Annotated in this window: 23 protein-coding genes and 3 tRNA genes; 10 read left to right on the forward strand and 16 right to left on the reverse strand. The window is 55.2% G+C overall.

Annotated elements, in window-relative coordinates:
- Positions 1-5: 5 nt before the first annotated feature.
- The 3 genes from gudD to H7A81_RS00345 are packed head-to-tail and all read right to left on the reverse strand — an operon-like array spanning position 6 to position 4050.
- The gene (gene gudD / locus H7A81_RS00335) at positions 6-1337 is read right to left on the reverse strand and encodes a glucarate dehydratase (protein WP_034823062.1); all 1332 of its coding nucleotides are present in this window, start codon (positions 1335-1337) and stop codon (positions 6-8) included.
- A 10-nt stretch (positions 1338-1347) separates the two neighbouring features.
- Positions 1348-2694 carry an enolase C-terminal domain-like protein gene (locus tag H7A81_RS00340; protein WP_182056357.1) on the reverse strand — a complete coding sequence of 449 codons (1347 nt, stop codon included), beginning with the start codon at positions 2692-2694 and terminating at the stop codon, positions 1348-1350.
- A gap of 9 nt (positions 2695-2703) precedes the next feature.
- Entirely contained in the window at positions 2704-4050 is a 1347-nt protein-coding gene (locus tag H7A81_RS00345; protein ID WP_058961512.1) for an MFS transporter, read from the reverse strand.
- 506 nt (positions 4051-4556) lie between these two features.
- Between H7A81_RS00345 and garD the strand changes: the two genes are divergently transcribed.
- Positions 4557-6116, forward strand: a complete 1560-nt coding sequence (garD, locus tag H7A81_RS00350; protein ID WP_182056358.1) for a galactarate dehydratase — start codon at positions 4557-4559, stop codon at positions 6114-6116.
- A gap of 118 nt (positions 6117-6234) precedes the next feature.
- On the opposite strand, the gene H7A81_RS00355 is transcribed toward garD, so the two are convergent.
- The 4 genes from H7A81_RS00355 to syd all read right to left on the reverse strand — a co-directional run bounded on the left by H7A81_RS00355 (position 6235) and on the right by syd (position 8937).
- Complete coding sequence (locus H7A81_RS00355; protein WP_034823070.1) at positions 6235-6681, reverse strand: flavodoxin; 447 nt, start codon at positions 6679-6681, stop codon at positions 6235-6237.
- A gap of 12 nt (positions 6682-6693) precedes the next feature.
- Entirely contained in the window at positions 6694-7473 is a 780-nt protein-coding gene (gene truC / locus H7A81_RS00360) for a tRNA pseudouridine(65) synthase TruC (protein ID WP_166932924.1), read from the reverse strand.
- Positions 7473-7799, reverse strand: a complete 327-nt coding sequence (locus tag H7A81_RS00365; protein ID WP_182056360.1) for a YqcC family protein — start codon at positions 7797-7799, stop codon at positions 7473-7475. The genes truC and H7A81_RS00365 overlap by 1 nt, the downstream gene beginning before the upstream one ends.
- A 589-nt stretch (positions 7800-8388) precedes the next feature.
- The gene (gene syd, locus H7A81_RS00370) at positions 8389-8937 is read right to left on the reverse strand and encodes a SecY-interacting protein (protein ID WP_058961517.1); all 549 of its coding nucleotides are present in this window, start codon (positions 8935-8937) and stop codon (positions 8389-8391) included.
- A 62-nt stretch (positions 8938-8999) separates the two neighbouring features.
- On the opposite strand from syd, the gene queF reads away from it, so the two are divergent.
- The 3 genes from queF to xni all read left to right on the forward strand — a co-directional run bounded on the left by queF (position 9000) and on the right by xni (position 12181).
- Entirely contained in the window at positions 9000-9845 is an 846-nt protein-coding gene (gene queF / locus H7A81_RS00375) for an NADPH-dependent 7-cyano-7-deazaguanine reductase QueF (RefSeq protein ID WP_097117979.1), read from the forward strand.
- A gap of 186 nt (positions 9846-10031) precedes the next feature.
- On the forward strand, positions 10032-11387 hold the full coding sequence (gene ppnN / locus H7A81_RS00380; RefSeq protein WP_166932922.1) for a nucleotide 5'-monophosphate nucleosidase PpnN: 1356 nt from the start codon (positions 10032-10034) through the stop codon (positions 11385-11387).
- 38 nt (positions 11388-11425) lie between these two features.
- Positions 11426-12181, forward strand: coding sequence for a flap endonuclease Xni (gene xni, locus H7A81_RS00385; protein WP_182056362.1), 756 nt, complete (start codon positions 11426-11428; stop codon positions 12179-12181).
- Positions 12182-12423: 242 nt separating this feature from the next.
- On the opposite strand, the gene rlmM is transcribed toward xni, so the two are convergent.
- The 4 genes from rlmM to H7A81_RS00405 all read right to left on the reverse strand — a co-directional run bounded on the left by rlmM (position 12424) and on the right by H7A81_RS00405 (position 15514).
- Positions 12424-13524: a 23S rRNA (cytidine(2498)-2'-O)-methyltransferase RlmM gene (gene rlmM, locus H7A81_RS00390; RefSeq protein WP_045816413.1), complete on the reverse strand. Its 1101-nt coding sequence runs from the start codon at positions 13522-13524 to the stop codon at positions 12424-12426.
- On the reverse strand, positions 13517-13912 hold the full coding sequence (locus tag H7A81_RS00395) for a DUF423 domain-containing protein (RefSeq protein WP_034823080.1): 396 nt from the start codon (positions 13910-13912) through the stop codon (positions 13517-13519). The genes rlmM and H7A81_RS00395 overlap by 8 nt, the downstream gene beginning before the upstream one ends.
- 50 nt (positions 13913-13962) lie before the next feature.
- Positions 13963-14880: a transcriptional regulator GcvA gene (locus H7A81_RS00400; protein ID WP_182056363.1), complete on the reverse strand. Its 918-nt coding sequence runs from the start codon at positions 14878-14880 to the stop codon at positions 13963-13965.
- 409 nt (positions 14881-15289) lie between these two features.
- The gene (locus H7A81_RS00405) at positions 15290-15514 is read right to left on the reverse strand and encodes a YgdI/YgdR family lipoprotein (protein WP_034823084.1); all 225 of its coding nucleotides are present in this window, start codon (positions 15512-15514) and stop codon (positions 15290-15292) included.
- A 208-nt stretch (positions 15515-15722) separates the two neighbouring features.
- Here H7A81_RS00405 and csdA point away from each other — a divergent pair, with 208 nt between their 5' ends.
- A complete protein-coding gene (gene csdA, locus H7A81_RS00410) occupies positions 15723-16928 on the forward strand; it encodes a cysteine desulfurase CsdA (RefSeq protein ID WP_182056365.1) in 1206 nt (401 codons plus the stop codon).
- A 4-nt stretch (positions 16929-16932) separates the two neighbouring features.
- Positions 16933-17382: a cysteine desulfurase sulfur acceptor subunit CsdE gene (csdE, locus tag H7A81_RS00415; RefSeq protein WP_097117983.1), complete on the forward strand. Its 450-nt coding sequence runs from the start codon at positions 16933-16935 to the stop codon at positions 17380-17382.
- On the opposite strand, the gene tcdA is transcribed toward csdE, so the two are convergent.
- Positions 17370-18176 carry a tRNA cyclic N6-threonylcarbamoyladenosine(37) synthase TcdA gene (gene tcdA / locus H7A81_RS00420; RefSeq protein ID WP_160868328.1) on the reverse strand — a complete coding sequence of 269 codons (807 nt, stop codon included), beginning with the start codon at positions 18174-18176 and terminating at the stop codon, positions 17370-17372. The genes csdE and tcdA overlap by 13 nt on opposite strands.
- Before the next feature lie 132 nt (positions 18177-18308).
- Positions 18309-19457, reverse strand: a complete 1149-nt coding sequence (gene mltA / locus H7A81_RS00425; protein ID WP_034823090.1) for a murein transglycosylase A — start codon at positions 19455-19457, stop codon at positions 18309-18311.
- A gap of 204 nt (positions 19458-19661) precedes the next feature.
- On the opposite strand from mltA, the gene H7A81_RS00430 reads away from it, so the two are divergent.
- From H7A81_RS00430 to H7A81_RS00440, 3 genes are all read left to right on the forward strand, one after another.
- A tRNA-Met gene (locus tag H7A81_RS00430) sits at positions 19662-19738 on the forward strand.
- A 52-nt stretch (positions 19739-19790) separates the two neighbouring features.
- A tRNA-Met gene (locus H7A81_RS00435) sits at positions 19791-19867 on the forward strand.
- Positions 19868-19918: 51 nt separating this feature from the next.
- Positions 19919-19995: transfer RNA gene (locus tag H7A81_RS00440), tRNA-Met, on the forward strand.
- 79 nt (positions 19996-20074) lie between these two features.
- Here H7A81_RS00440 and amiC read toward each other — a convergent pair.
- Positions 20075-21310, reverse strand: coding sequence for an N-acetylmuramoyl-L-alanine amidase AmiC (amiC, locus tag H7A81_RS00445; RefSeq protein ID WP_160868327.1), 1236 nt, complete (start codon positions 21308-21310; stop codon positions 20075-20077).
- Between the two features lie 232 nt (positions 21311-21542).
- Between amiC and argA the strand changes: the two genes are divergently transcribed.
- A complete protein-coding gene (gene argA, locus H7A81_RS00450; RefSeq protein WP_034823094.1) occupies positions 21543-22871 on the forward strand; it encodes an amino-acid N-acetyltransferase in 1329 nt (442 codons plus the stop codon).
- 175 nt (positions 22872-23046) lie between these two features.
- On the opposite strand, the gene recD is transcribed toward argA, so the two are convergent.
- Complete coding sequence (gene recD / locus H7A81_RS00455) at positions 23047-24966, reverse strand: exodeoxyribonuclease V subunit alpha (RefSeq protein ID WP_182056366.1); 1920 nt, start codon at positions 24964-24966, stop codon at positions 23047-23049.
- The coding region (recB, locus tag H7A81_RS00460) for an exodeoxyribonuclease V subunit beta (protein ID WP_182056368.1) at positions 24963-26930 on the reverse strand (1968 nt) is incomplete at its 5' end. The genes recD and recB, both read right to left, overlap by 4 nt.

A 26930-nucleotide genomic window follows, 5' to 3' on the forward strand; every position in this document is an offset into this window, starting at 1 on the left:
AAACGTTAGCGCACCAGGCACGGACGCTTGTTATCGAATGTCCAGTTCGGCACGAGGAACTGCATCGCCTGCGCGTCGTCGCGCGCGCCCAAACCGTGTTTCTGATACAGCGCATTGGCCTGCATCACCTGATCCATATCCAGCTCGACACCCAGACCCGGTTTTTGCGGCACCTGTACCATGCCGCCCTTGATCTGGAACGGCTCTTTGGTCAGGCGCTGATTGCCCTCCTGCCAGATCCAGTGAGTATCGATGGCGGTAATCGCGCCCGGCGCGGCAGCGGCCACGTGGGTGAACATCGCCAGCGAAATATCGAAGTGGTTGTTAGAGTGCGAACCCCAGGTCAGGCCGAAGTCATGACACATCTGCGCCACGCGCACTGAACCTTGCATGGTCCAGAAGTGTGGATCCGCCAGCGGGATATCCACCGATTGCAGCGACAGCGTGTGGCCCATTTGGCGCCAGTCGGTGGCGATCATGTTGGTGGCGGTCGGCAAGCCGGTTGCGCGACGGAATTCCGCCATCACTTCGCGGCCAGAGTAGCCCTGCTCGGCCCCGCATGGATCTTCTGCGTAGGCCAGCACGCCTTTGAGTTGTTTACCGAGCAGAATCGCCTCGTTCAACGACCAGGCACCGTTGGGATCGAGAGTGACGCGCGCCTGCGGGAAGCGTTTCGCCAGTGCCGTGACCGCTTCGGCCTCTTCGCCACCGCGCAGCACGCCGCCTTTCAGTTTGAAATCGTTGAAGCCATATTTTTCATAGGCAGCTTCCGCCAGACGCACCACGGTATCCGGCGTCAGTGCCTCTTCATGACGCAGGCGATACCAGTCGCACTTGTCTGTTTCCTGGCTCTGATAAGGCAGCGAGGTTTTCTTGCGGTCACCGACGTAGAACAGGTAACCCAGCATCTCCACGCGGTCACGCTGTTGGCCATCGCCGAGCAGCGAGGCAACGTTGACGCCCAGGTGTTGACCGAGTAGATCCAGCAGCGCCGCTTCAATGCCAGTCACCACATGGATGGTGGTACGCAGGTCGAAGGTCTGATTGCCGCGTCCGCTGGAATCGCGGTCGGCAAAAGTACTGCGAACCAGGTTAAGGATGTTTTTGTACTCACCCACGGTCTTCTGCACCACCAGCGCCGCCGCATCTTCCAGCGTCTGACGAATTTTCTCACCGCCGGGAATTTCACCCACGCCGGTGTGGCCCGCGTTATCCTTGATGATGACGATGTTACGGGTGAAGAACGGTGAATGGGCGCCGCTCAGATTCAGCAACATGCTGTCGTGACCGGCCACCGGAATGACCTGCAGCGATGTAATTTTTGGTGTCTGACTCATTTCCTGCTCCTTATGCATGACGGCGACCGAAGGCCGGGCGCTTGCGGTCGAATGACCAACCGGGAACCAGATACTGCATCGCCGTGGCGTCGTTACGCGCACCTGCCGGCAGAGATTTGTACAGGGCATTGGCTTGATGCAGACGATCCCAATCCAGCTCGACGCCGAGGCCGGGCTTATCCGGTACGGCAATCTTGCCGTTGCGGATTTGCAGCGGCTCTTTGGTGAGGCGCTGATCGCCTTCCTGCCAAATCCAGTGGGTATCGATAGCCGTCGGTTTGCCCGGTGCGGCTGCGCCAACGTGGGTAAACATCGCCAGCGAAATATCGAAGTGGTTGTTAGAGTGGCAACCCCAGGTTAAGCCCCAGTCGTCGCACAGTTGCGCCACGCGCACCGCACCGCTCAATGTCCAGAAGTGCGGATCGGCCAGCGGGATATCGACTGAGTTGAGCATCACCGCGTGATTCATCTCGCGCCAGTTGGTGGCAATCATATTGGTGGCGACCGGCAACCCGGTGGCACGGCGGAACTCCGCCATCACTTCGCGGCCGGAATAGCCCTGTTCGGCCCCGCACGGATCTTCGGCGTAGGTCAGCACCTCGCCCATGCCTTTGCACAAGCCAATCGCTTCATCCAGCGTCCAGGCACCATTGGGATCGACGGTGATGCGTGCATCCGGGAAGCGTTTTTTCAGTGCGGCCGCGGACTCCATCTCCTGCTCGCCCGGCAATACGCCGCCTTTCAATTTGAAATCTTTGAAACCGTATTTGTCCTGGGCCGCTTCCGCCAGGCGCACCACCGCATCTGGCGTCAGTGCTTCCTGATGACGCAGGTGATACCAGTCATGGCTGGCACCTTCGCCCGTCAGATACGGTAAATCAGTTTTGCGACGATCGCCGAGATAGAACAGGTAACCGAGCACGGTGACTTCATCGCGCTGCTGCCCCGGCCCGAGCAGTTCTGCCACCGGCACGCCCAGACATTGGCCCAGTAAATCCAGCAGTGCGGCTTCCAGCGCCGCCACCGCGTTGACGCGCAGTTCGAAGGTCCAGGCACCTTTACCAAAGGTATCGAAATCCGCCGACTGATTGCCTTTGTGCACCTGCTGCACCAGGCGGTTCATGCGCGCCACCTGCTGGCCTTTGACCTGTGGAATCGCCTCCACCAGCGTTTGGTAGATCGTTTCGCCATCCGGCGCTTCACCGACGCCGGTATGACCATCACTGTCGGTCAGTACCACAATGTTGCGGGTGAAGCAGGCGCTGTGCGCTCCACCAATGTTCAGCAACATGCTGTCGTAACCGGCAACCGGAATCACCTGCATATCGGTGATCACCGGGCTACTTTGCGTATTCATAGTTCGTCCTTATGCTCGGTGTTTCAGTTCAATACGTTTGATATCACCCGTGATGAACAGGAAGCTAAACGCAGCGACGAAGGCGTGGATCCCGACATAAATCAGCGCACCTTCGAAAGAGCCAGAAGCGGCGATGATGTAACCGATAGCAATCGGCGTCACGATGCCGGAGAAGTTGCCGAACATGTTGAACAAGCCACCGCTCAATCCACTGATCTCTTTCGGTGCGGTATCCGCCATCACTGCCCAGCCCAGCGCACCAATACCTTTGCCGAAGAACGCCAGCGCCATAAACAGCACCACTACCCACTCAGTTTCGGTGTAGTTACACATCACCATGCTGATAGAGAGCAGCATGCCAACCACGATGGGGGTCTTACGTGCAACGTTCAGCGAGCCAGTTTTGCGCATCAGGTAATCGGAAATCACGCCACCTAACACACCACCGAGGAAGCCACAGATGGCCGGAATCGAGGCGATCATCCCCGCTTTAAGAATCGACATGCCGCGCGCCTGCACCAGATACACCGGGAACCAGGTAATAAAGAAGTAGGTCAGCGCGTTAACGCAATATTGTCCGAGATAGATACCCCACATCATGCGGGTCGAAAGCAGCTGTTTGATTTGATACCACTTCTCATCCCAGCTCACTTTGCGGTCGGCCTTTTTGGCATCCATATTGATCAGCGCGCCGCCCTGCTCCATGTACTCCAGCTCAGCCTTATTCACGCCTGGATGATTGTTCGGATCGTGCATGAACTTCAGCCAGACGAAGCTGAGGATGATGCCCAGCCCACCCATAAACCAGAACACGTGCGCCCAGCCCACTTCGGCCACCAGCCAGCCCATAATCGGGGCAAAAATCACCGTGGCGAAATACTGCGCCGAGTTGAAAATGGCCACGGCGGTGCCACGCTCCTGTGCCGGGAACCAGGCCGCAACAATACGGCTGTTACCCGGGAACGACGGGGCTTCAGCCAGACCGACCATAAAGCGCAGCAGGAACAGTGAAACGACGATGCCGAAGCCGCTGAACAGATCAACAAAGCCTTGCAGCAAGGTAAACAGCGACCAGAGGAAAATGCTCCAGAAGTAAACGCGTTTTGAGCCAAAGCGGTCGAGCAGCCAGCCGCCAGGTATTTGTCCAATAACGTAAGCCCATGAGAAGGCGGAGAAGATATAGCCCAGACCGACCGAATCGAGGCCGATATCTTTAGACATCGCGGAACCGGCGATCGAAATGGTTGCACGGTCACCGTAGTTGAATGACGTGACGATAAATAACATCACCACAATCCAGTAACGGGCGTTGGTGCGTTTTTGCACCGCTTCCGCTGTCTGGCTGAAACTATTCATGATGCACTCCTGAATTATAGCGAACGCTACATTCACTCTGACTGCATACACATCGCGTTGGGTATCAGAATGATGTCGGGTTAAACACGGCGATTGTTGTTATGGCAAAACGATGATGCGTCGTGACGAATAACCAAACGTTGAAGAACGAGAATCAGTATAGGAACAGCACAACTACGAGGCATTGGAAGAACGCATGATGATGAGCGTTGATTTATGCTGATTTTATGGCAATTGCACATATCCCTGCGGCGTAGCTCACGGAACCTGATTTTTCACCCATAGATTGATTAAGAAGCAGCCAGCCAACGTGCGCTTTGTGAGTCTGTTCACTTGTATTTGGATAAACGAACCAAACTCAGGTAATAAAACCCCAAAAAGCCAGTCAGTTGCACAATGCGCAGGCCAATACCCCTGCATATACTGAGGCTGGCAAAAAATGATGACGTGACGGAAGCATTTACAACGCGCTGCCATGTACAGCGCGACGAACTGGAAGGTGAGCAATGAACCGACCGCTAACAGAGAAACCGCTTTATATAAAAGTACACGACGCCGACAACGTGGCGATCGTGGTGAATAATCAGGGTTTGCCTGCGGGTACCCGCTTTGAGGATGGCCTGCAGCTCACCGAACACGTGCCGCAAGGACATAAAGTGGCGCTGGTGGACATTCCTCAAAACGGCGTCATCCTGCGCTACGGCGAAGTGATTGGCACCGCCTTGCGCCCGATTGCGCAAGGGAGCTGGATTGAAGAATCTCTGGTGGCGCTACCCGAAGCGCCTCCGCTCAACAGTTTGCCACTGGCGAACAATGTGCCCCCCGCTCTGCCACCGCTCGAAGGATACACCTTTGAGGGTTATCGCAACGCCGATGGCAGCGTAGGAACACGCAATCTGCTCGGTATCACCACTAGCGTGCACTGTGTGGCTGGCGTCGTGGATTACGTGGTGCAAATGATCGAGCGCGATCTGCTGCCACGCTATCCCAACGTTGATGGCGTAGTGGCACTGAATCATCTTTATGGCTGTGGTGTGGCGATCAATGCGCCCGCTGCGGTGGTGCCGATCCGCACTATCCATAACCTCGCGCTGAACCCCAATTTTGGGGGCGAAGTGATGATCGTCAGTCTCGGCTGCGAGAAGTTACAGCCGGAGCGTCTGCTGACCGGCACGCCGGATGTGCAGTCCATCTCGCTGGATGATCATGACATTGTGCGTTTGCAGGATGAACGGCATGTTGGTTTCGGCGCGATGGTCGATGAAATTCTCCAGGTGGCTGAGCGCCATCTGAAAAAACTGAACCTGCGCCAGCGCGAGACCTGCCCGGCATCAAAACTGGTGATTGGCACGCAATGCGGCGGCAGCGATGCGTTTTCCGGCGTGACGGCCAATCCGGCAGTCGGCTTTGCTTCTGATTTGCTGGTGCGCTGCGGCGCCACCGTGATGTTCTCCGAGGTCACCGAAGTACGCGATGCAATACATCTGCTGACGCCGCGCGTGGTCGATGAAAATGTGGGTAAACGTCTGCTGGAAGAGATGGCGTGGTATGACGATTACCTCAGCCAGGGACAAACCGACCGCAGCGCCAACCCTTCGCCAGGCAATAAAAAAGGTGGTCTGGCGAATGTGGTGGAGAAAGCGCTGGGATCGATTGCCAAATCAGGCCGCAGCCCGATTGTGGAAGTGCTGTCACCAGGGCAGCGCCCAACAAAGCGCGGTTTAATCTACGCGGCGACACCGGCCAGTGATTTTGTCTGCGGCACCCAGCAGATGGCGTCAGGTATTACCTTGCAGGTGTTTACTACTGGGCGCGGCACACCCTACGGTTTGGCTGCGATTCCGGTGATTAAAATGGCGACGCGCAATGCCCTGGCTGAACGCTGGCACGATTTGATGGATATTAATGCAGGCACCATTGCGACGGGTGAAGAGAGTATCGAGCAGGTGGGCTGGCGGTTGTTTGAGTTGATACTGGAGATTGCCAGTGGTCGCAAACAAACCTGGTCTGATCGCTGGGGCATTCGCAATCAGCTGGCGGTGTTTAATCCGGCTCCGGTGACCTGAGTGCGATCTCACCCTCTCCCAACAAGGGAGAGGATGCAATCTGGCGCGCCTGAAACATCATCATCTTATTTTCAGGCCGTTCAGATTGCCGCTTGCCAAAGACGAAGCGAAGGCAGAATTACAGCAGCTTACCCCAGCTCTCAACCCACGGCGTGGTCACTGACTCAGGCTCAGGATCTTCAGTGGCATCCACCAGCAGCACATCACCGATGCGTTTGGCACTTTGCTCCTGCAAGGTGGCATCAAAAGTTTTACCCGCGCCGCAGAAGTTCTCATAGCTGCTATCACCCAGTGCAATCACGCCGTAGCGAAGCTCTGGTTGATAACCCACTTCATCGCGTATCTGCACATACAAGCGGGCAATATTGTCCGGGAAGTCGCCCTGGCCGGTGGTGGAGGTGACAATCAGAATGACCTCCTTGCTGTAAGCCTGCCAATCCGCCAGTGACGCATCCTCAAAAACTTTCACTTCGTGGCCCTGCGCTTCCAGTACCGGCTGCGCTTCTTCCGCCACCAGCAATGCATTGCCGTAAACCGTACCTGTAAAAATGCCAATCTTTGCCATCTTGCCGCTCCTTTATTCTGTTGGCTTATCCTGGACTGCCTCGTCGGCAAACTCAACCCTGGGAACCTCAGGGATCTGATCCTGCCAGCCAAACTGTTGCAGCATGCCTTGCCAGACGCGATCGAGCCCGGCGCGAATCACCAGAGGTTCTCCGGTGACCGGATGCGTCAGACTCAGCGCACTGGCATGCAGCATCAATCGATTCATACCAAAGTGCTCTGCTGCCCCCCGATTCTGCCGCAAATCACCATGGGCGCTATCGCCAATAATCGGGTGGCGCAGATGCACCATATGGCGGCGAAGCTGATGTTTGCGGCCGGTATGCGGCGACATCTCCACCAGGGTGTAGCGCGCGCTGTTGTAGCGACTGATCGCCACGGGCATCTCTACCTGCGCCAGTGAGCGATAGTCGGTGACGGCTTCCTGTGCAGTACGTTCCTGAGTGGCGAACTTATCGGCAATCTTATCCAGCTCTTCGACCAGCGGATAATCGAGCGTCGCGCTGCCATCCAGCCAACCGCGCACCACTGCGTGATAGGTCTTCTGCATTTTATGCTGCTCGAACTGCTGTGACAGCAAATGCGCCACTTCGCTGGAGAGCGCCATTAACAGTACGCCGGAGGTGGGGCGATCGAGGCGATGCACGGTAAATACGTGCTGACCAATTTGATCGCGTACCGTTTGCATCACCACCACTTTTTCATCGCGATCGAGCCAGCTACGATGCACCAGCCAACCAGACGGTTTATTGACGGCGACCAGCCATTCATCTTGATAAAGGATTTCCAGCATTAAGGGGTCGGGTCCTGAAAAAGCGCATCAAACTGGCCCAATGTCAGCAACAGGACCGCATGGCCGGGTGTGGTGGCAGGTAACGCCACTTCATAGTAAGGCGTGACAGAGAAATTTTGCGGAAGCGGCACTCCGGCTTCGATTAACGCATGGAAACGTGGGATGAGTACCCACTGCAGCCACTCCAGCGGCTCCATGGTATTGAGGCAAAAAGGCTCGGTGCTGGCGAAGGCTGCCGGCTCAGGGGATTGCGTCTGCCAGTGGCCGTGTTCGCGCATCACCGCTTCGATCTGCTGCAGCTGTTGAATAATCATTTGCGACGACATACGCCACCTCCAGAGAAAAATTGGGCGGCAAGCATACCATTAGTCGTTCAACGTGCAAAAAAGGCATAAAAAAAGGGAGCACTGTGATTACAGTGCTCCCGGTTTCGTTCGCAGCATTCCCGCCACCGCTGTGCTCCCTGCTCATCCATGACAACTTGTCCTCTGCTTTCCATTGCCTGTCATCGTGACAGTTATCCTTAGCATCCTGGCCCACCACCATCCACGTGGCTCTCATTCTCCGTCCTGGAGGTGTCCCTGACTCAATCCTGAGTGTCCTGCTTCATCCTGAAGCCTTCCATGTGCCGTAAACTCCGTTACGTTCCTGCCTCCTGGCTGACATTCTCCTGAACGTCTCTCTATCCCCAGCATCCTGCCAGTGGTGACTATTCTGTCAGAAACCATCGTAATAACAAGTTAGTAAGACGCGTTAATAGATTTCTCACACTACTAATTTTAGGAGTGATGCCATAAGCTTATGATTCACAATATTTTTACATCTTTGTTTTCCGGATAGCTGCAAGATGATCTAGCGATCTCTCACACCTGATGTGAGAGATCTCTTACAAACTTAACCTGTGAAATCTGCTAATCAGGCTTTAACCGGTTGTAAATCATTAAGAAATGTCTGAATGCTTGCCGCCAGCACCTGACGCTTTTTACTACCAGGCTGTTCCAGAATCACTTCACCGGAAAGATTACACAGAGCAATCACATCTTGCTCCGATTCAGTAGTCGCAATAAATAATGTTGGACTCTGTTTTAAGCGGCGCTTCATGACCAGATGGCCAATCAGATTCTCCTGCAAGCGGGTAAAGTCTGATTCGCTCCACACCTGTAACAACGTTATCGGCTGCTGTTGAAAGGTTGCGGTCATATCGCCGGCAAACTGCGAGGTGTAAAAAGCACTGATTTCCGATTGCAACTGAATATCCAGTGCCCGCTCAACGGCTTCCAGCGTGGCTGGCAAGGTGAAGGGCTGTGGTTGCCATAGCACACAATCATCCAGCGTGCTGACAATACAAGGGGATGGCACACCCAGCAGATCCGAACTGGCGGGCAGATGTCCAGCCTGCTGCTGCCAATGTTGCACATAACGGGCGGTAAACTCACGCAGGGCGTCTGCGGTTTGCTGCATCATTCTTCTTCTCGCTTGTGATCGGTTACACTTAGCCACTTTGATGGAATTTAGTGGTAACCGATATGTCTTCTGAAAACCGCGATCAGGCGTTAAGCGGCCTGACGTTAGGTAAGCCCACGGCTTATGTTGATCGCTACGATAACACGCTGCTGCAATCGGTGCCGCGCAGCCTGAATCGCGAACCGCTGGGGCTCTACCCGGATAATCTGCCGTTCCAGGGCGCAGATATCTGGACGCTGTACGAACTCTCCTGGCTCAACAGCAAAGGCGTGCCGCAGGTGGCGGTAGGCGAAGTGGTACTGCGCGCGGACAGCGAAAACCTGATCGAGTCCAAGAGCTTTAAGCTCTATCTTAACAGTTTTAACCAGACGCGTTTCGCGGACTGGGGCGAAGTGCGCCAGACACTCGAGCGCGATTTGCGTGCCTGCGCCAATGGCGAGGTCAGCGTGGCGCTGTTCCGTCTGGGCGAAGTGGAAGGACAGCCGATCGGCCATTTCAATGGCGATGTCATTGACGAGCAGGATATCGAGATTCACGACTATGCTTTTAACGCCGATTATTTAGTGCAGGCTGCGGGCAGTGAAGTGGTGGAAGAAACGCTGGTGAGCCATTTGCTGAAATCCAACTGTCTGATCACCCATCAGCCCGATTGGGGCTCTGTGATGATTCGCTACAAAGGCCCACGTATCGATCGTGAAGCCCTGCTGCGTTACCTGATCTCATTCCGTCAGCACAATGAATTCCATGAACAGTGCGTTGAGCGCATTTTCAACGACATTCAACGCTTTTGCCAACCAGAAGCCCTGACTGTTTATGCACGTTATACGCGCCGTGGTGGACTGGATATTAATCCGTGGCGCAGCAACGTCCCCTTCTCTCCCGGGTTTTCCCGCCTGGTCCGTCAGTAACAGATTGCGAGACGCCTCGCAGGCCGCAGCACGGATGCGCGGTTCCACTTGAGCATTCACTGCGGACAACGTTACTCTGTCAAAGGCGCTAAGGTTTAGACCTGCGTCCCGAAGGATTTTCGTCACTGCGTTCAGCAAGTTAAGCGCAGCGTCACCCGCCACGCATTTGCGTGTAAAGGAGTTCTCTTGATTACACATATCAGCCCGCTTGGCTCAATGGATCTGCTCTCCCAGTTGGAAGTCGACATGCTGAAGCAAACGGCCAGCAGCGACCTTTACCAGCTTTTTCGCAACTGCTCACTCGCGGTGCTCAACTCCGGCAGCCAGACCGACAGTAGTCAGGAACTGCTCTCCCGTTTTGAAAATTTCGACATCAACGTGCTGCGCCGTGAGCGCGGCGTCAAACTCGAACTGATTAATCCTCCGGAAGAAGCCTTTGTTGATGGCCGTATTATTCGCTCATTGCAGGCCAACCTGTTTGCCGTGTTGCGCGATATTCTGTTTGTGAATGGCCAGCTTGAGCGCAACGATCAGCAAAACGCTGATGATTCCGCTCACATCACGAATCAGGTGTTTTCGATTCTGCGTAACGCGCGTGCGCTGCACATTGGCGAATATCCCAACACCGTGGTGTGCTGGGGTGGTCACTCGATTAACGCGGTGGAGTATCAGTATTGCCGCAATGTCGGTACGCAAATGGGCCTGCGTGAACTCAACATCTGCACCGGCTGTGGGCCTGGCGTGATGGAAGCGCCGATGAAAGGTGCCGCGGTGGGTCATGCCCAGCAGCGCTATCATGACAGCCGTTTCATTGGCCTGACCGAACCGTCAATTATCGCGGCTGAGCCACCAAATCCGCTGGTGAATGAACTGATCATCATGCCAGATATCGAAAAGCGTCTTGAGGCGTTTGTGCGTATTGCGCATGGCATCGTGATTTTCCCAGGCGGCGTCGGTACGGCAGAAGAGCTGCTGTATCTGCTGGGCATTCTGATGAATCCCCACAACAGCGATCAGGTGTTGCCGCTGATTCTGACCGGCCCGAAAGAGAGCGCCGATTACTTCCGCGTTCTGGATGATTTCATCGTTAATACGCTGGGTGAAACCGCGCGTAAGCACTACAAGATCATCATTGATGATGCTGCTGAAGTGGCGCGTCTGATGAAGAAAGCCATGCCGCAGGTGAAAGAGTATCGCCGCGAAACTGGCGATGCCTACAGCTTTAACTGGTCGATTCGCATCGCGCCAGAGTTGCAGGTACCGTTTGTACCGACGCACGAAAACATGGCTAACTTGAAGCTGTTCCCGAACCAGCCAGCGGAAAAACTGGCTGCTGATTTGCGTCGCGCTTTCTCTGGTATTGTTGCCGGCAACGTTAAGGAGGTCGGTATTCGCGAAATCCGCGAGAAGGGGCCTTACAAACTGCACGGCGACGCCGACATTATGCATCGCATGGATGAACTGCTGCAGGGCTTCGTCGCCCAGCAGCGTATGAAGTTGCCAGGCAGCGCCTACATCCCCTGCTACGAAATCATTAAATAACCCATCAGGAAGGCAGCCTGCGGGCTGCCATTATCACTATGTCGTTTCATCTTCTGATTATTGATGCGCTGAACCTGATCCGCCGTTTGCATGCCGTGCAAGGCACGCCCTGCCGCGAAGCCTGCGTTGCCGCGCTGCATCAGCTTTTAGGCCACACGCAACCGACGCACGTCGTGGCGGTATTCGATAGCCACGATCGCCACCCTGGCTGGCGGCATCAACTGCTGCCCGATTACAAAGCGGGCCGCCCACCGATGCCGGATGATTTGCAGATGGAGATGCCCGTTATCCAGCAGGCCTTTGAGGCTGTCGGCGTGCGTTGCTGGGTCGCCGATCTCGATGAAGCTGACGATCTCGCTGCCACGCTGGCGGTGAAAATGGCCGATGCCGGACATCAGGCAACTATCGTCTCCACCGACAAAGGTTATTGCCAGCTTTTAGCGCCGAATATCCGCATCCGTGATTATTTCCAGAAACGCTGGCTGGACGTGCCTTTCATCGATCACGAGTTTGGCGTCGTGCCCGCACAATTACCCGATTACTGGGGACTGTGCGGCATTAGCAGCAGCAAAATCCCCGGCGTTACCGGCATCGGCCCCAAAAGCGCCCGCGATTTGCTCACGCAGTTTGGCACCCTGGAAGCCCTGTATCAGCAGTTCGATCAGGTTCCGGAAAAGTGGCAAAAGAAATTGCGCGATCACCAGCAGATAGCAGAAATTTGCCGCCAGGTCTCAACGTTAAAGCGCGATTTGGTTCTGAAGGGGAACTTAAATACGTTGCGGTATAAGGCTTGAATAGCGGTTGCAGCACCCTCTGCCACATAAACACGCGAATCTATTGATAGGTGATAGGTGATAGGTGATAGGTGATAGGTGCAAAAAATTGCACTGCGACGAACTTAACCCGAGAGATCCTGCGAAATAATTTGTGCTACAGCAAGGCGGCAAGTGCGTGAGTCCCCGGGAGCATACGCCAGTATGTGACCGGGGCGAACAAGCGCAGCCAACGCCGCTGTAGTGCAAAGTATGAAGCAGGATTAGCGTTCGTCGCGACGGCCGCCTACAGCCGCCCAAAGCCGGCGCACATGTACAGTAATCTCTTCCCGATCGTGATACAGCTGGCGCGCCTGAATCTGGGCATTCACGCCCTTCTCTTTCAATGCCGCATCCATCATGGCCAGATTTTGCGTCACTTCTTCATAACGCTTTTTCATCGGCAGCTTGAGGTTGAAAATCGCCTCACGGCACCAGCCGTTGACCAGCCACTCCGTCATCAAACTGGCGACGCGAACGGGTTTTTCCACCATGTCACACACCAGCCAACTAATGTTATTGCGCGATGGGCGGTATTTGAAACCGTCTTCACGGCAGTGCGTGACTTGCCCGGTATCCATGAGGCTGGGCGCCATCGGGCCGTTATCTACGGCGTACACCCACATGCTGCGTTTAACCAGCTGATAGGTCCAGCCGCCAGGACACGCGCCAAGATCCACGGCATACATGCCGCTGCCCAGGCGCTCATCCCACTCATCGGCCGGGATGAAGACGTGAAACGCCTCTTCCAGCTTCAGCGTTGAACGGCTTGGCGCATCTGACGGGAACTTGAGGCGCGGGATACCCATATAGAACGGGGAGTTGTTCTCTGGCAGCGAATAACCGACATAGCAGGTACCCGGAGCAATAAAGAACACATGAATCACTGGACGTTTCGGCGATTCGTAGTTGAGCAGGATTTTGCTCTCACGCAGGCTGGCGCGCAGCGGTACGGTTAACTTACGACAGAACTTGGTCAGTTCTTTCGCTTCATTGGTATCCGGCACTTCGACACGCAGCTCGCCGCCCTTCTCCACCACACCGGTTAGCATGCCGACAATCGGGGTAATACGATCTTCTGGCGGCAAATCGCGCAGCAGTTCACCCACCACCAGCATCTGACGGGCAAAAATCAGCTCGGCAAACGGCAGCGTTTGAATCAGCTTTTCGGCATCTTCCTGCTGATAGCACTCATAGAGCACGTAACCAGAATCATCTTTGACACGGGCAAAACCGTAAACTTCACGTTCAGCGGCTTTGGCGCTGATCTCTGCCGCACACTCTTTCTCAAAGCCAGGACGGCAATAGAGTAAAACTTTATTCATGGCGATCCGCCTTTCGTTTAAGACGCAATGCGCCAATCAACATCAAGAACCAGCCAATCAGGAAGAACAACCCTCCCACTGGCGTAACAAAAACCCAAAACTTCAAGTGCGACAACGCTAAACAATACAGGCTGCCACTGAACAACACGGTGCCAAGCGCCAGCGCAGCGCTGCTCCAGTAAAACCAGATATTGGCGCGACGCAGCATTGCCGCACCCAAACCAATCACCGCCAATGTGTGATAGGCCTGATATTCAAGGCCGGTATGGATCCACGCCATTTCGGCCGGGCCGAGCGATTTGCTCAGCACGTGTGCCCCAAAAGCACCAAAGGCCACCAGCAGAAATCCGCTGATGGCGGCAAACACAAACATGGCACGACTGGACATTCATTGTTCCTCAGGATGAAACTGCACATCACTGTGCAGCACTCAACGCGTTAGTGATCGTAGCGAAAGCGGAATTTTTCTTGTTCAGCTGCGGCTTTTTCCAGGATCCACTGACGAAAGGCGGCTATTTTACCCAGTTCTGCCTGACTGTCATGACAAACCAGATAAAAAGCATTTTTACTGACTAACACGTCATTAAATGGACAGACCAGCCGTCCAGCTTCAATTTCACTCTGCGCCATCACATTATTAGCCAGCGCCACGCCCTGGCCGTGAATCGCCGCCTGCAGCACCATCGCGCTATGGCTGAAGATCGGCCCCTGCTGCACATTAATGTGCTGCAATCCTAGCTGACGGATATAGGATTGCCAGTCGCGGCGCGAAGCATCATGCAGCAGCGTAAAGTGTGCCAGATCGGCGGGCGTTTTAAGCGGATGGTCGCCAGTCAGAAACATGGGCGAGCAGACCGGCAGCAAATATTCGGCATACAGTTTCTCAACGCGCAGACCCGGCCAGTTACCGCGCCCATAGAAAATCGCCACATCAACATCATCGGCCAGTTTCTCTTCATCACGGTCCACCGCCTGAATACGCACATCGATGCCCGGATAAGTCATATTAAAGCTGGAAAGACGGGGCACCAGCCATTGAATGGCAAAGCTGGGCAACAGACTGACGGTTAAGGCACCCTTCGCGCTACGCGCCTGAAGTTTACGCGTCGCATCGTTGATAGCCGAGAAGATCTCTTTAATATCCAGATAGTAGCTTTGACCTTCTTCTGTCAGTAAAAGCGAACGATTCCTCCGTCGAAATAGCTTAAGACCGAGGAAATCTTCCAGAGATTTAATCTGGTGGCTAACTGCTGCCTGGGTGACAAACAGCTCTTCAGCGGCTTTTGTAAAGCTTAAATGGCGGGCTGCAGCATCGAAGACGCGTAAAGCATTAAGCGGTGGAAGGCGTTTAGACATGGTTTTCCATCAGCGGATTCACAAGGTAACAGTCCGACTTATACAAGGTCGTTACGTATTAGTTATTTTAATCCGAGACATTATAATTTGTCCGTTGAGGAAGCTCCAGCAAATACCTATAGTTGCCGCACTTCCTGAGCCGGAACGAAAAGATTTCTGGAAACGTGCGAGAGATCGCAGACTTTTGGAGAGCTTTTGGCTTGTGGTCGTGATGTTGTGTTTGCATTTTGATCTGACGATTGCAGATCAAACTTTTAATTCCTGTAGATTTACCCTGTCTGTCCAAGTGATTTTATGCAGCACCGCAAATTGCGGTGCTTTTTTTTGTCCTACACATCCCTGTGTACCCCTTTCGGGCCGTCACTGAAGCGACGTAAAAATTTCTCCGGGAAATTTTTTGGCTTGCTGCTTACTGACCCATCTCAACCATCTCTTTCACATCTGTACGATTGATCTGCTGCTCGTTGCCATTGGCATCTTTATAACTGATCATACCGGTTTCATCGTCAACTTTCGGTTTCCCGTCCGCTACAATGGTGCGACCATCATTGGTATGCATGACATAATTGCTGGAACAAGCAGCCAGGGTAAAGGCCATGGTACACACGGCCAGCACTGCGGCGAGTTTTTTCATCTTCTATCTCCTTGCAGATTGATTGCATTAAACCACCCGCAAGCGCTGACCAGAGGCAGCAAAAAGTGAAATCGACTGGTAAAGGTCGATTCGTTATGCGGGTTGCGGTTCAAACCTTGCAATAAATAGCATAACGCGCTTTTCCAGCTTTGCCAGCGAATCGGCCGGGTTTCAGCCTGGTCCTAAAATTGAATACAGTGGGTTTCGTATGACCATCTTCTCCCCAACCGCCTTCCGTGCGCAGTTTCCGGCATTAAGCGATGCGGGCGTTTATCTTGATAGCGCAGCCACTGCCCTGAAGCCTCAGGCTGTGATCGACGCCACATCGCAGTTCTATAGCTTGAGCGCAGGCACCGTGCATCGCAGCCAGTTCAAATCAGCACGCGACCTGACAGAGAAGTATGAACAGGCGCGCGGCCGGGTGGCCAAATGGCTGCACGCGGGCGATGACCGTCAGATTGTCTGGACGCGTGGCACCACGGAGGCCATCAATCTGGTGGCGCACAGCTGGCTGGCACCGCGCTTACAACCTGGCGATGAAATCGTAGTCAGCGAAGCCGAGCATCACGCCAATCTGGTGCCGTGGCTAATGGTGGCAAAAGCCGCAGGCGCGAAAGTGGTGAAATGGCCGATTGGCGCGGATCGTCTGCCCGATATTCGTCTACTGCCTGATTTGCTAAACGCACGCACTAAGCTGCTGGCGATTGGGCAGATGTCGAATGTCACCGGTGGCTGTCCGGATCTGGCACAGGCGATTACCCTGGCACATTATGTTGGCGCCAAAGTGATGGTAGATGGCGCACAGGGCGTGGTGCACGCGCCCCCCAACGTTCAGGCGCTGGACATCGACTTTTACGCCTTCTCCGCGCACAAGCTGTATGGCCCAATGGGGATTGGTGCGCTGTACGGCAAAGCCGAGCTGCTGGAAGAGATGGATGCGTGGCAAGGCGGCGGCAAGATGTTAACGCACGTCGACTTTAATGGCTTCACGCAGCAGGCGGTACCGTGGCGATTTGAAGCCGGCACGCCCAATGTCGCGGGCGTGGTGGGCCTGAGCGCGGCGCTGGAATGGCTGTCGCATCACCACGCTGAAAAAGCAGAGATGTGGTGCCAGCAACTGGCCAGCCTCGCCGAAGAGCAATTAGGCGAGATTCCCGGCTTTCGCAGTTTCCGTTGTGGTAATGCCAGTCTGCTGGCGTTTGATATCGCGGACATTCATCACAGCGATATTGTCACGCTGCTGGCAGAGCAGGATATTGCGCTGCGCGCCGGACAGCACTGTGCACAGCCATTAATGGCGGCACTGGGTGTTAGCGGCACCCTGCGCGTATCATTCGCCCCCTATAATAATTTGCAGGACGTGGATGCGCTGGTGCGCGCCATGCATCATGCCGTAGACCTGTTGAGTGAATAACGTTATGACCACCCTGATCGGCCCACATCCGTTTGGCGATGTGATTACTGAAGCCAGCCTGACCGAAAAATTTTCCCATTTTCATCAGTGGGAAGATCGCTATCGCCAGCTGATCCAGCTCAGCCGCCAGTTACCCGCTCTGGAAGATGACGTGAAGACGGCAGAGATTGAGCTGAGCGGTTGCGAAAATCGTGTCTGGCTGAGCAGCCAACGGCTACCCAACGGCAAACTGCACTTTTACGGCGACAGTGAAGGCCGCATCGTGCGCGGTTTGCTGGCGGTGCTGTTGACGGCGGTGGAAGGCAAAACGCCAGCCGATCTGTTAGCACAGGATCCGCTGGCGTTGTTTGATACTTTAGGCCTGCGTGCGCAGCTTAGCGCCTCACGCAGCAGTGGCTTAAAAGCGTTGGCGGATGCAGTGCAGCGCCACGCACGCGCGCATCAAGCAGCCTGACGCGCCGCACGCGCGAGGAATTTCTTCAACGCGTGCGACACCGCGATAAACCCGAAAGTGGCGGTCACCATGGTGGCCGCACCGAAGCCCGCCGCACAATCCATACGTTTCGGGCCTTCAGCGGTGCTTTTGGAAGTGCAGACACTGCCATCCAGCTGCGGATACACCAGCGCTTCCGTCGAAAACACACAATCAATGCCCAGCTTACCTTTGCTGTTTTTGATCACGCCAAAATCACTCTTCAGGCGCTCACGCAGTTTTGCCGCCAGCGGATCCTGAATGGTTTTGGCTAAATCACTGACCTGAATCTGCGTCGGATCGATCTGCCCGCCCGCACCGCCAGTGGTGATCAATGGAATCTTGTTACGACGACACCAGGCAATCAGCGCGGCTTTCGGGCGCACACTGTCAATCGCATCAATCACGTAATCAAAACCGGCTGACAGCATTTCAGCGGTGTTATCCGGCGTGATGAAATCATCAATGCAGATCACTTCGCACTCAGGATTTATGGCGCGAATACGCTCCGCCATCACCTCGGTTTTCGCTTGTCCTACTTTTCCTTGCAGGGCGTGGATCTGGCGATTGGTGTTGGTAATGCAGACGTCGTCCATATCGATCAGCGTGATTTTACCAATCCCGGTGCGTGCTAACGCTTCGGCAGACCACGAACCGACACCGCCGATACCAATCACACAAAAATGGGCGTCGGCAAAACGCTGCAGCGCCTCTTCCCCATACAGACGTGCCGTACCGCCAAAACGTTGCCGCCAGGCATCGCTGACTACTTTCATATCAAACCTTTTGATGCGGTGCGCATAAATGCGCACCCTACAGAAACAGTGATGGACGCATTGGATCGCGAAGACTGGCGACCCATGGCAAATCAGCTGAATACTCCCGCTGATTTGCCGCAGGGAAGAATATCAATTCGCCCCGATAATCAGTGAACCATTATTGCCATTTTGCGGATTGCTGAACAGCGGCTGTCCTGCACCTGGCGCGGCTTTCAGCACCCAAACGCGGCCATAGTGATTATAAAATCCGGCAAGATGCGCAGCGTCTGGACCCACACCCTGATAGATGTCGAAGTGCTGACCTTTGATCGCCCCACCCACATCCAGTGCCACCATCAGGCGCATCTCATACTTGCCGTTAAATTTGCCCTTCTCGTTCAACTGCGGCACTTCGGCTAACAGCGCCGTGCCTGCGGGAATCAATGAACGATCGGATGCGACAGACGCTTTGGCAATCAAAGGCACTGCGCTGGCACCGCGCACCGGCACATACTCTTCTGGCTTAAAGAACACGAAGGATTGATTGGTCTCCAGCACGTCACGCACCTGCTCCGGCGTATGTTCCTGTGCCCACTGGCGAATCGCCTGCATCGACATATCTTCTCGCTTCACTTCACCACGATCGATCAGTTCTTTGCCGATACTGTGATAGGCCCAGCCATTTTTACCGCCGTAGCCGAAGAAGCGCAGTGGACGGCCGTCACCGAAATCAACGTAGCCGCTGCCCTGCACGTCCATCATAAAGTTGTCGATCAGCGAGTTGCTCCAGGCAATCACGTAACGATCGTCAAGTCCGCCACTATATATAGAAGCACGGCTCGGCAGCTTCTGACCGCGCGTGCGCGGTGGCATGCGATAAATGGGATACTGGAACTCACCCTGACGCGTGTAGCGTGCTTCCACCACAGGGGTGTAGTAGCCGGTAAACTGCACGTTACCGTAATTATCGGTGCCTTCCATCTGATAAGCGTTAAGTCCAAACTGGCTCAACTGACGGGTATCGGCACCGGAGAGCAGCCAGTTCTGAATAGCGCTGTAAGTGCCGGTGTTGCGGCTGTATAAGCCGCTGGAGGCACTCTGAATCTGCTGAATCTGCACACCAAAATCTCTGCCATTCACCGGACGCCCTTTGGCATTCGGTTCATTGACCAGCCCAAGCGGTTGCTCCAGCTTGCCATCAATATATTGCTGACCACGGTCAGTCGGTTTAGAACTACAACCTGCTAACAGCGCGAGAAACGCGCCAGTAAGTGCATACTTCGCCCAATGTCCTTTCATCACTTTCTCTTTTTCTCGGTTGTTTGCACCGCGACGATAGCAAAGGGGCAGAGAGAATGAAATCCGCCGCGAGTTACCGCGCTCACATCTGTACAATTAATCGCCCAATGGCACTATTAATCACCAACTGGCTGTAAATTTAAGGCTTTAACACAAAAAGGGGTTGCATCGCCGCGCGTCGAGAGTATAGTGCGCATCCACGGACGCGGGGTGGAGCAGCCTGGTAGCTCGTCGGGCTCATAACCCGAAGGTCGTCGGTTCGAATCCGGCCCCCGCAACCAATTCTTCTTAAGTGAAGAGACAATTTGAAAGTCGTGTAACGCGTCAGACGGACGCGGGGTGGAGCAGCCTGGTAGCTCGTCGGGCTCATAACCCGAAGGTCGTCGGTTCGAATCCGGCCCCCGCAACCAATTGTCTTAAGAAGAATACAATGTGAAAAGTCGCTTAATGCGGCAGACGGACGCGGGGTGGAGCAGCCTGGTAGCTCGTCGGGCTCATAACCCGAAGGTCGTCGGTTCGAATCCGGCCCCCGCAACCAATTACAGATAAGCACCTTAACGGGTGTTTTTTTGTTTTTGGCTTCCGGTAAAAAAAGCGGCGCAGTGGCCGCCCTCCTCTCAGCGACGCGCCAGCACCGCACCTTTATCGAAATACGCCTTAATGCCATGCAGAATCGCCTCAGCCACCTGATGCTGATAACGGGGCGTGCGCAGCTTACGCTCCTCCTCCACATTACTGATAAACGCGGTCTCCACCAGAATCGACGGAATATCCGGGGCTTTAAGCACCGCAAACCCTGCCTGATCCACCGTGCGTTTATGCAGGTGATTAATGTGGCCCATGCGTGATAACACCTCTTTGCCGAACTTAAGGCTGTCGCTGATGGTCTGCCGCTGCACCATATCGAACATGGTGTGATCCAGATAGCGGTCACCGCTCATGCTCACCCCACCAATCAGATCCGATTCGTTCTGGGTTTGTGCCAGGAAGCGCGCTGCGGTTGAGGTTGCGCCGCTGGTCGAAAGGGCGAACACCGACGAACCGCGCGCCGCACGGCTGGTAAAAGCATCGGCGTGAATCGAGACAAACAGATCAGCGCGCTGTTTACGTGCTTTCGCTACCCGCACGCGCAGCGGGATAAACACATCCTCGTTGCGCGTCATATACGCCTTCATGTTGCGCTCTTTGTCGATCAGCGCCTTCAGATAGCGACCAATCTTCAACACAATGTCTTTTTCGCGCGTTTTGTATTTGCCATGTGCACCGGGATCTTCGCCACCGTGACCGGGATCGATCATGATGATGATCGGACGATCGCGCCCCGCTTTGCCCGGCAAAGGTGCTTGCGCTGGTTGATCACGCTCAAGATCGCCCTGGTTGTAATCGTTCAGTAACGCCAGTAGCGGATCCTCTTCCGGCGAGGGCTGGCTCGGATAGAGATCGACCACTAAGCGATGTTTGATTCCCGCAACCGGTGCCAGCGTGAAGATCTTCGGCGCAACGTTGCGTTTCAGCTCCAGCACCACCCGCACCGTGTTGGCATCAAACTGGCCAACTCGCGCATGTTTGATATAGGGATCGTCAACGCGCACCTGCTTATCCACCCCTCTCAGGACCGGATTGATATGCAGGTTATCGATGTCGATCACCAGACGATCGGGATTGCTCAACGTGAACTGTTTGTACTTGAGGGGGACGTTCGACTCCAGCGTCACGCGGGAGTAGGTTGACGAAGGCCAGATGCGCACCGCCACAATGTGCTGACTGGCCGCCAGCCCGGTTCGCGTTACGCTTAATAGCATGAGCGCGCCCGCACCCTGTAATAATCGTCGTCGTGTAAAAGCTTCGGACATGCCGCTCCAACTGCTGTGTAATGTCTAAAATATCGTCAATCGACGAGTGAAAGGCGAAAACTTTGCTTAGCAAGCCGTGTCATGTTTTGCCAGAAAAACCAGATAATGCAGGCTGTTAGCATAGGTTGCATCAGGAAAATCGTAAAGTAACGTCAGGCCCGGCGCTTGCATTAGCTGGCAAAAGAGCATAAAAATACACAAATTACGAATAAACATTCACAGAGGGTTTGCCGTGAAGGAACGTAGTACTGAACTGGTTCAGGGGTTTCGCCATACCGTTCCCTATATAAATGCCCACCGTGACAAGACCTTTGTCATTATGCTTGGCGGCGAAGCTATCGAGCATGAGAACTTTTCCAACATCGTTAACGACATTGGCTTGTTGCATAGTCTCGGCATTCGCCTGGTGGTTGTCTATGGTGCCAGACCGCAAATTGATGCCAGCATGGCGCAACAGCAGCTGGAACCGATTTACCACAAACACACGCGCGTAACCGATGCCCAATCACTGGAACTGGTGAAGCAGGCCGCCGGACGTTTGCAGTTGGATATCACCGCGCGGCTGTCGATGAGCCTGAATAACACCCCGCTGCAGGGCGCGCACATCAACGTGGTAAGCGGTAACTTTATTATTGCCCAGCCGCTGGGCGTCGATGATGGCGTGGACTACTGCCACAGCGGCCGTATTCGTCGTATCGATGAAGAAGCCATCCATCGTCAGCTGGATAATGATGCCATTGTGCTGCTCGGCCCAGTCGCGGTGTCGGTGACCGGTGAAAGCTTTAACCTGACATCAGAAGAAGTGGCCACGCAGTTGGCGATTAAGCTAAAAGCCGAGAAAATGATTGGCTTCTGCTCTGAACAAGGCGTCACCAACCGCGAAGGTACCATTATCTCTGAGCTGTTCCCCAACGAAGCGCAGGCGCGTATCGATGAGATGGAGAACGACGGTGATTTCCTGTCGGGCACCGTGCGTTTCCTGCGCGGCGCGGTGAAAGCCTGCCGCAGCGGCGTGCGTCGTAGCCACCTGATCAGCTATCAGGAAGATGGCGCATTGATTCAGGAACTGTTCTCGCGTGACGGTATTGGTACGCAGATTGTGATGGAGTCCGCTGAGCAGATTCGTCGCGCCACCATCAACGATATTGGCGGCATCCTCGAATTGATTCGCCCGCTGGAGCAGCAAGGCATTCTGGTGCGTCGCTCACGCGAGCAGTTGGAAATGGAGATCGACAAATTCACCATTATTCAGCGCGACAATCTGACCATCGCTTGTGCCGCGCTCTATCCTTTCCCGGATGAGCAGATTGGTGAAATGGCCTGCGTGGCGGTGCATCCCGATTACCGCAGTTCTTCACGCGGTGAGCTGTTGCTGGAGCGTGTGGCGCTACAGGCACGCCAGATGGGATTGAAGAAGCTGTTTGTACTGACCACCCGCAGTATTCACTGGTTCCAGGAACGCGGCTTTACGCCGGTGGATATTGAATCACTGCCGGAGAGTAAGAAGCAGATGTATAACTATCAGCGCCGTTCGAAAGTGTTGATGGCGGATTTGCGCTAACGGCGGGGAATGCCAGCTAGCGCGGTTAAAGGCAGCGTAGGGTAGGTTTCGCTAAACGGTCTGGAATTGCCCAACGTCTTAAACTGATAACGTTGTCAGGATGCGCATCCACGCGCATCCAATTAAACATCTGCATTGACCTGCGGTCGGTTTCTTTACCGACCTCAACTCTCGCTCAGAATGACTCTCCGCTTAACCGGTCCAACAATCCGCTGCGACGCTGAGTGCGTAATTGCACCGCACGACGAAATACGCCTTCATCGCTGTAAAGGGTTAACTGTTTGCGCGCACGCGTAATGGCGGTGTAAATCAGTTCGCGGGTGAGTACCGGTAAAAACTGTGCCGGCATCACCAGCGCGGTATGGTCGAACTCCGATCCTTGCGATTTATGCACCGTCATCGACCAGGCCGTATCATGCGCCGGTAACCGGCTTGGCTGTACGGCTTTGATGCTGCCATCCGGCAACGGGAAGAAAACTTTCAGCAGCCCTTCATCATCAAACAGCGTAATGCCAATATCGCCGTTAAACAGCCCAAGCGCGCTGTCATTGCGAGTCACCATCACCGGACGGCCCTGATACCAGCGGCTCCCCCCCAGCGGACGACGAATCAGCTGCATCTGCATCAGTTTTTGCTCAATACGCTGATTTAATCCCTGCACGCCAAACGGCCCTTCGCGCAATGCGCACAGCAGCTGATAACGCCCAAATGCGTGCAGAATCTCTGCGGGCTGTGCTCGCTGGCTCACCAGCCGCAGGAATGGACGGTAGCCTTCCGCGATATCATTCAGCATTGCCTGATAGGCCTCGCCATCATTGAGTGGCTGGCGTGATATATCGCTGAAGCCCGCGTTAAATGCGGCCTCAACCGCCTTTGGCTCACCGGCATTGACCGCAGCCGCCAGCTTGCTGATGCCCGAGTTAGCATCAAAGCGATAGCTCTTGCGTAGTAGGCAGATGGCGTCGCGCACGGCTGGCGCGCTGTCATCATCGTGGCCTTCAACCTGGCAACCGGTTAACGCACTCAGCTGGGCTGCACGCGCGACGCTGTATCCCGCTTCCGCACAGCGGCAAATATCGCCCAGTACCGCACCGGCTTCTACTGACGCCAGCTGATCGCGGTCACCAAGAAAAATCACGCGCGCCTGGGGTGGCAGTGCGGCGATGAGATTAGCCATCATGCCCAAATCAACCATTGAGGCTTCATCCACCACCAGCACATCCAGATGCAGCAGGTTACCGGCGTGATAGCGCAAGCGCTGGGTTTCGGGCTGGGCACCGAGCAAACGGTGCAGCGTGGTAGCTTCCGCTGGGAAGCGTTGGCGCTCGGTGTCGCTGACCGGCAGTTTTTGCAGCGCTTTACCGAGTGATTCGGTTAAACGCGCCGCCGCTTTGCCGGTCGGGGCTGCCAGTTGAATGCGCAGTGCACCCTGGCTCAGGCGAATCAATGCCGCCAGCAGTTTTGCCACGGTGGTGGTTTTCCCGGTGCCTGGGCCGCCGGAAATGACTGCAGTTTTCTGCGTTAGCGCCACCGCTGCCGCGATTTTTTGCCAGTCATCGGGTTCAGTACCAAACAGGTTATCCAGCACGTCGCGCACGGTTTCACTGGCAAACTGCTGGGTTGCAGACTGCGCCTGAAAGAAGTGTGCCACCTGCCCTTCGTTATGCCAGAGACGATGCAGATAAAGACGCCCATCGCTGAGAACTATCGGCGCTGCCTGCTCGCTGCTGTTGCTGTTGCTGTTGCTATTGCTATTGCTGTTGCTGTTGCTGTTGCTGTTGCTGTTGCTGTTGCTGTTGCTGTTAATCAGAGCAGGCCAGCCAGCCATCACTTGCGTCCAGTCCTGCGGTTCACCCGCCGCCAGCCAGATAGCCTGCGCCAGTTCAGGATGGCGGCCATTGAATAACCCTTCACGGCTCAGCTGTGACAGCGGTAAGCAGACGTGCCCCTCACCCGCTTCCGCGCTGAGACAGGCAGCCGCCAGGAGGCGTGCTGGCTGCGTGTCATCCGCCAGCAACAGGGCGAACTGAACATCCAGTGAGCGCAGCAAACGCAGCTCAACCGCCTGTTGAAGTAGCGCTGTAATGCCACTCATGCCGAGGCTCCCTGCCCGCGAAACAGGCTATCCAGTTGTGAAACAAAATCCAGAGTTGGCCGTGTGTGGAATACGCCGTTGGCCGGTGAAGTGCCATCCATGCCACGCAGGAACAGATAAAACACGCCGCCAAAGTGCTGCTCGTAGTCATAATCTGCCACGCGATGTTGAAGATAGCGATGTAGCGCCAGCGTGTAGAGCTGATATTGCAAATCATAGCGGTGGTCGATCATCGCCTGTCTCATCGCTGCTGGCGTATAAGCTTCGTGGCTGTCGCCCAGCCAGTTGGATTTGTAATCCAGCAGGTAATATTTGCCTTGCCAGCGGAACACCAGGTCAATGAAGCCTTTCAACATGCCCTGTACCTCACGAAAATCGAGCGGCGGCGCATCGGACGATAAAGCATCCTGACGGATCAGCGCATCCAGATCATTCGCGGTCAGCAAACCGTCAATCGGCAAGTAGAAGCCCATCTCCACGAGTCGATCGCTGGTCTGTACCTGACCGAGCTGTATCCCCTGATCGTTGAGCGGCGTACTCACCACTCGCGCAATCCAATCCGTCAGTATCGGTTGCCAGTACAATGGATACCCATTCTGCTGCAGATGTTGCTCCAGCAATGCGGCCGTGGGGGGATATGGGAAATCGAGAGATTCGAACAGTTCATGCAGGAAAGTCCCCGGCGCGGCGCCGCGCGGGAAATGGTGCGGTGTCAGTGCAGCTTCAGCGATCTCTTCCTGCTGTTCTTCGCCTGCGGCTTCCAGATCGAAGCGTGGCATCACATCAAGTAGTCGCTGGCTACCGTGTTGCTGCAAGCCTGAGTAGCTGGTGACGCGCCAGGGTTCCACCAGCGTGCGGCTAACGGTGCGGGCAGCCAATGTGTCATGAGCGGGATCAGGCGCGTGCCAGCGTTCGGCTACCTGTTCCTGCACGTGCATCACCTCGGTACCCGCGACATTGTGCTGATTGAGTAAAGTTTCCAGCTGTGCCGCTGTCGCCGCTTCACCACGCTGCAAAAGATGGCCCAGTGCGCTTTTATGCAGATCGCTCTCGCCTTCTTTTTTGCGCGTGCCGCGAAACAGCGGTGCCACACCTACGCTACAGTGATACACCGAACGGGTAAGTGCCACGTACAGCAAGCGCAGGTCTTCGGCCAAACGCTCCTGCTCGGCCATCGCCAGGCTTGCGTCATCGGCCTGCAGATCCAGCACCGCTTCAAAGTTGTCGCGATCGTGATACAGCGCGGTATCCGCCTCGCGGAATCCGGCGGCGAACGGGAGCCACACAAGCGGATATTGCAGTCCTTTAGATTTATGGATAGTGACGATCTGCACCAAATGGCGATCGCTTTCCAGACGCAATTGCTGGCTGGACGACTGGCTGTCCGGGCTGGCTATCTGCTGCGCCAGATAACGCACCAGCGCGTGCGGGCTGTCGAGCTGCGCCGCCGCTTCCTGCATCAGTTCACCCAGATGCAGCAAATCGGTCAGGCGGCGTTCGCCATTTTCTGAGGCGAGCAGGTTTTCCGCAAGCTGGCGTTCCTGTATCAGCTGGCGCAGCATCGGCAGTACGCCGCGCTGCTGCCACAGCAGTTGCCAGCGGGCAAAAGTCTCTACCAGCTCATCCCAGCCGCGCGCATCCTGATCCAATGCATCCAACTGTGCCGCATCAAAGGCAAACAGCGAGGTAGCGAGCGCCGTGCGCAGCATTCGCTCCTGTTCGGGTGCCAGCACCGCCTGCAGTAACCACAGCAACTCACGCGCTTCGGGCGTGGTGTAGACGCTGTCGCGGTTCGATAAATAGACCGAGGGAATGCCAAGCTGGTTAAGTGCTTCGCGGATCAGATTGGCTTCGTTGCGGCTGCGCACCAGCACCGTGATATCCGATGCCTGCACCGGGCGTTGCGCGGCCGCTTTACCCAGCAGCGCACGCTGTTGCTGCCCCGCCTGTAACCAGTGGCTGAT

Source organism: Pantoea sp. ME81, from assembly GCF_903970985.1.
Taxonomy (GTDB): Bacteria; Pseudomonadota; Gammaproteobacteria; order Enterobacterales; family Enterobacteriaceae; genus Pantoea; species Pantoea communis.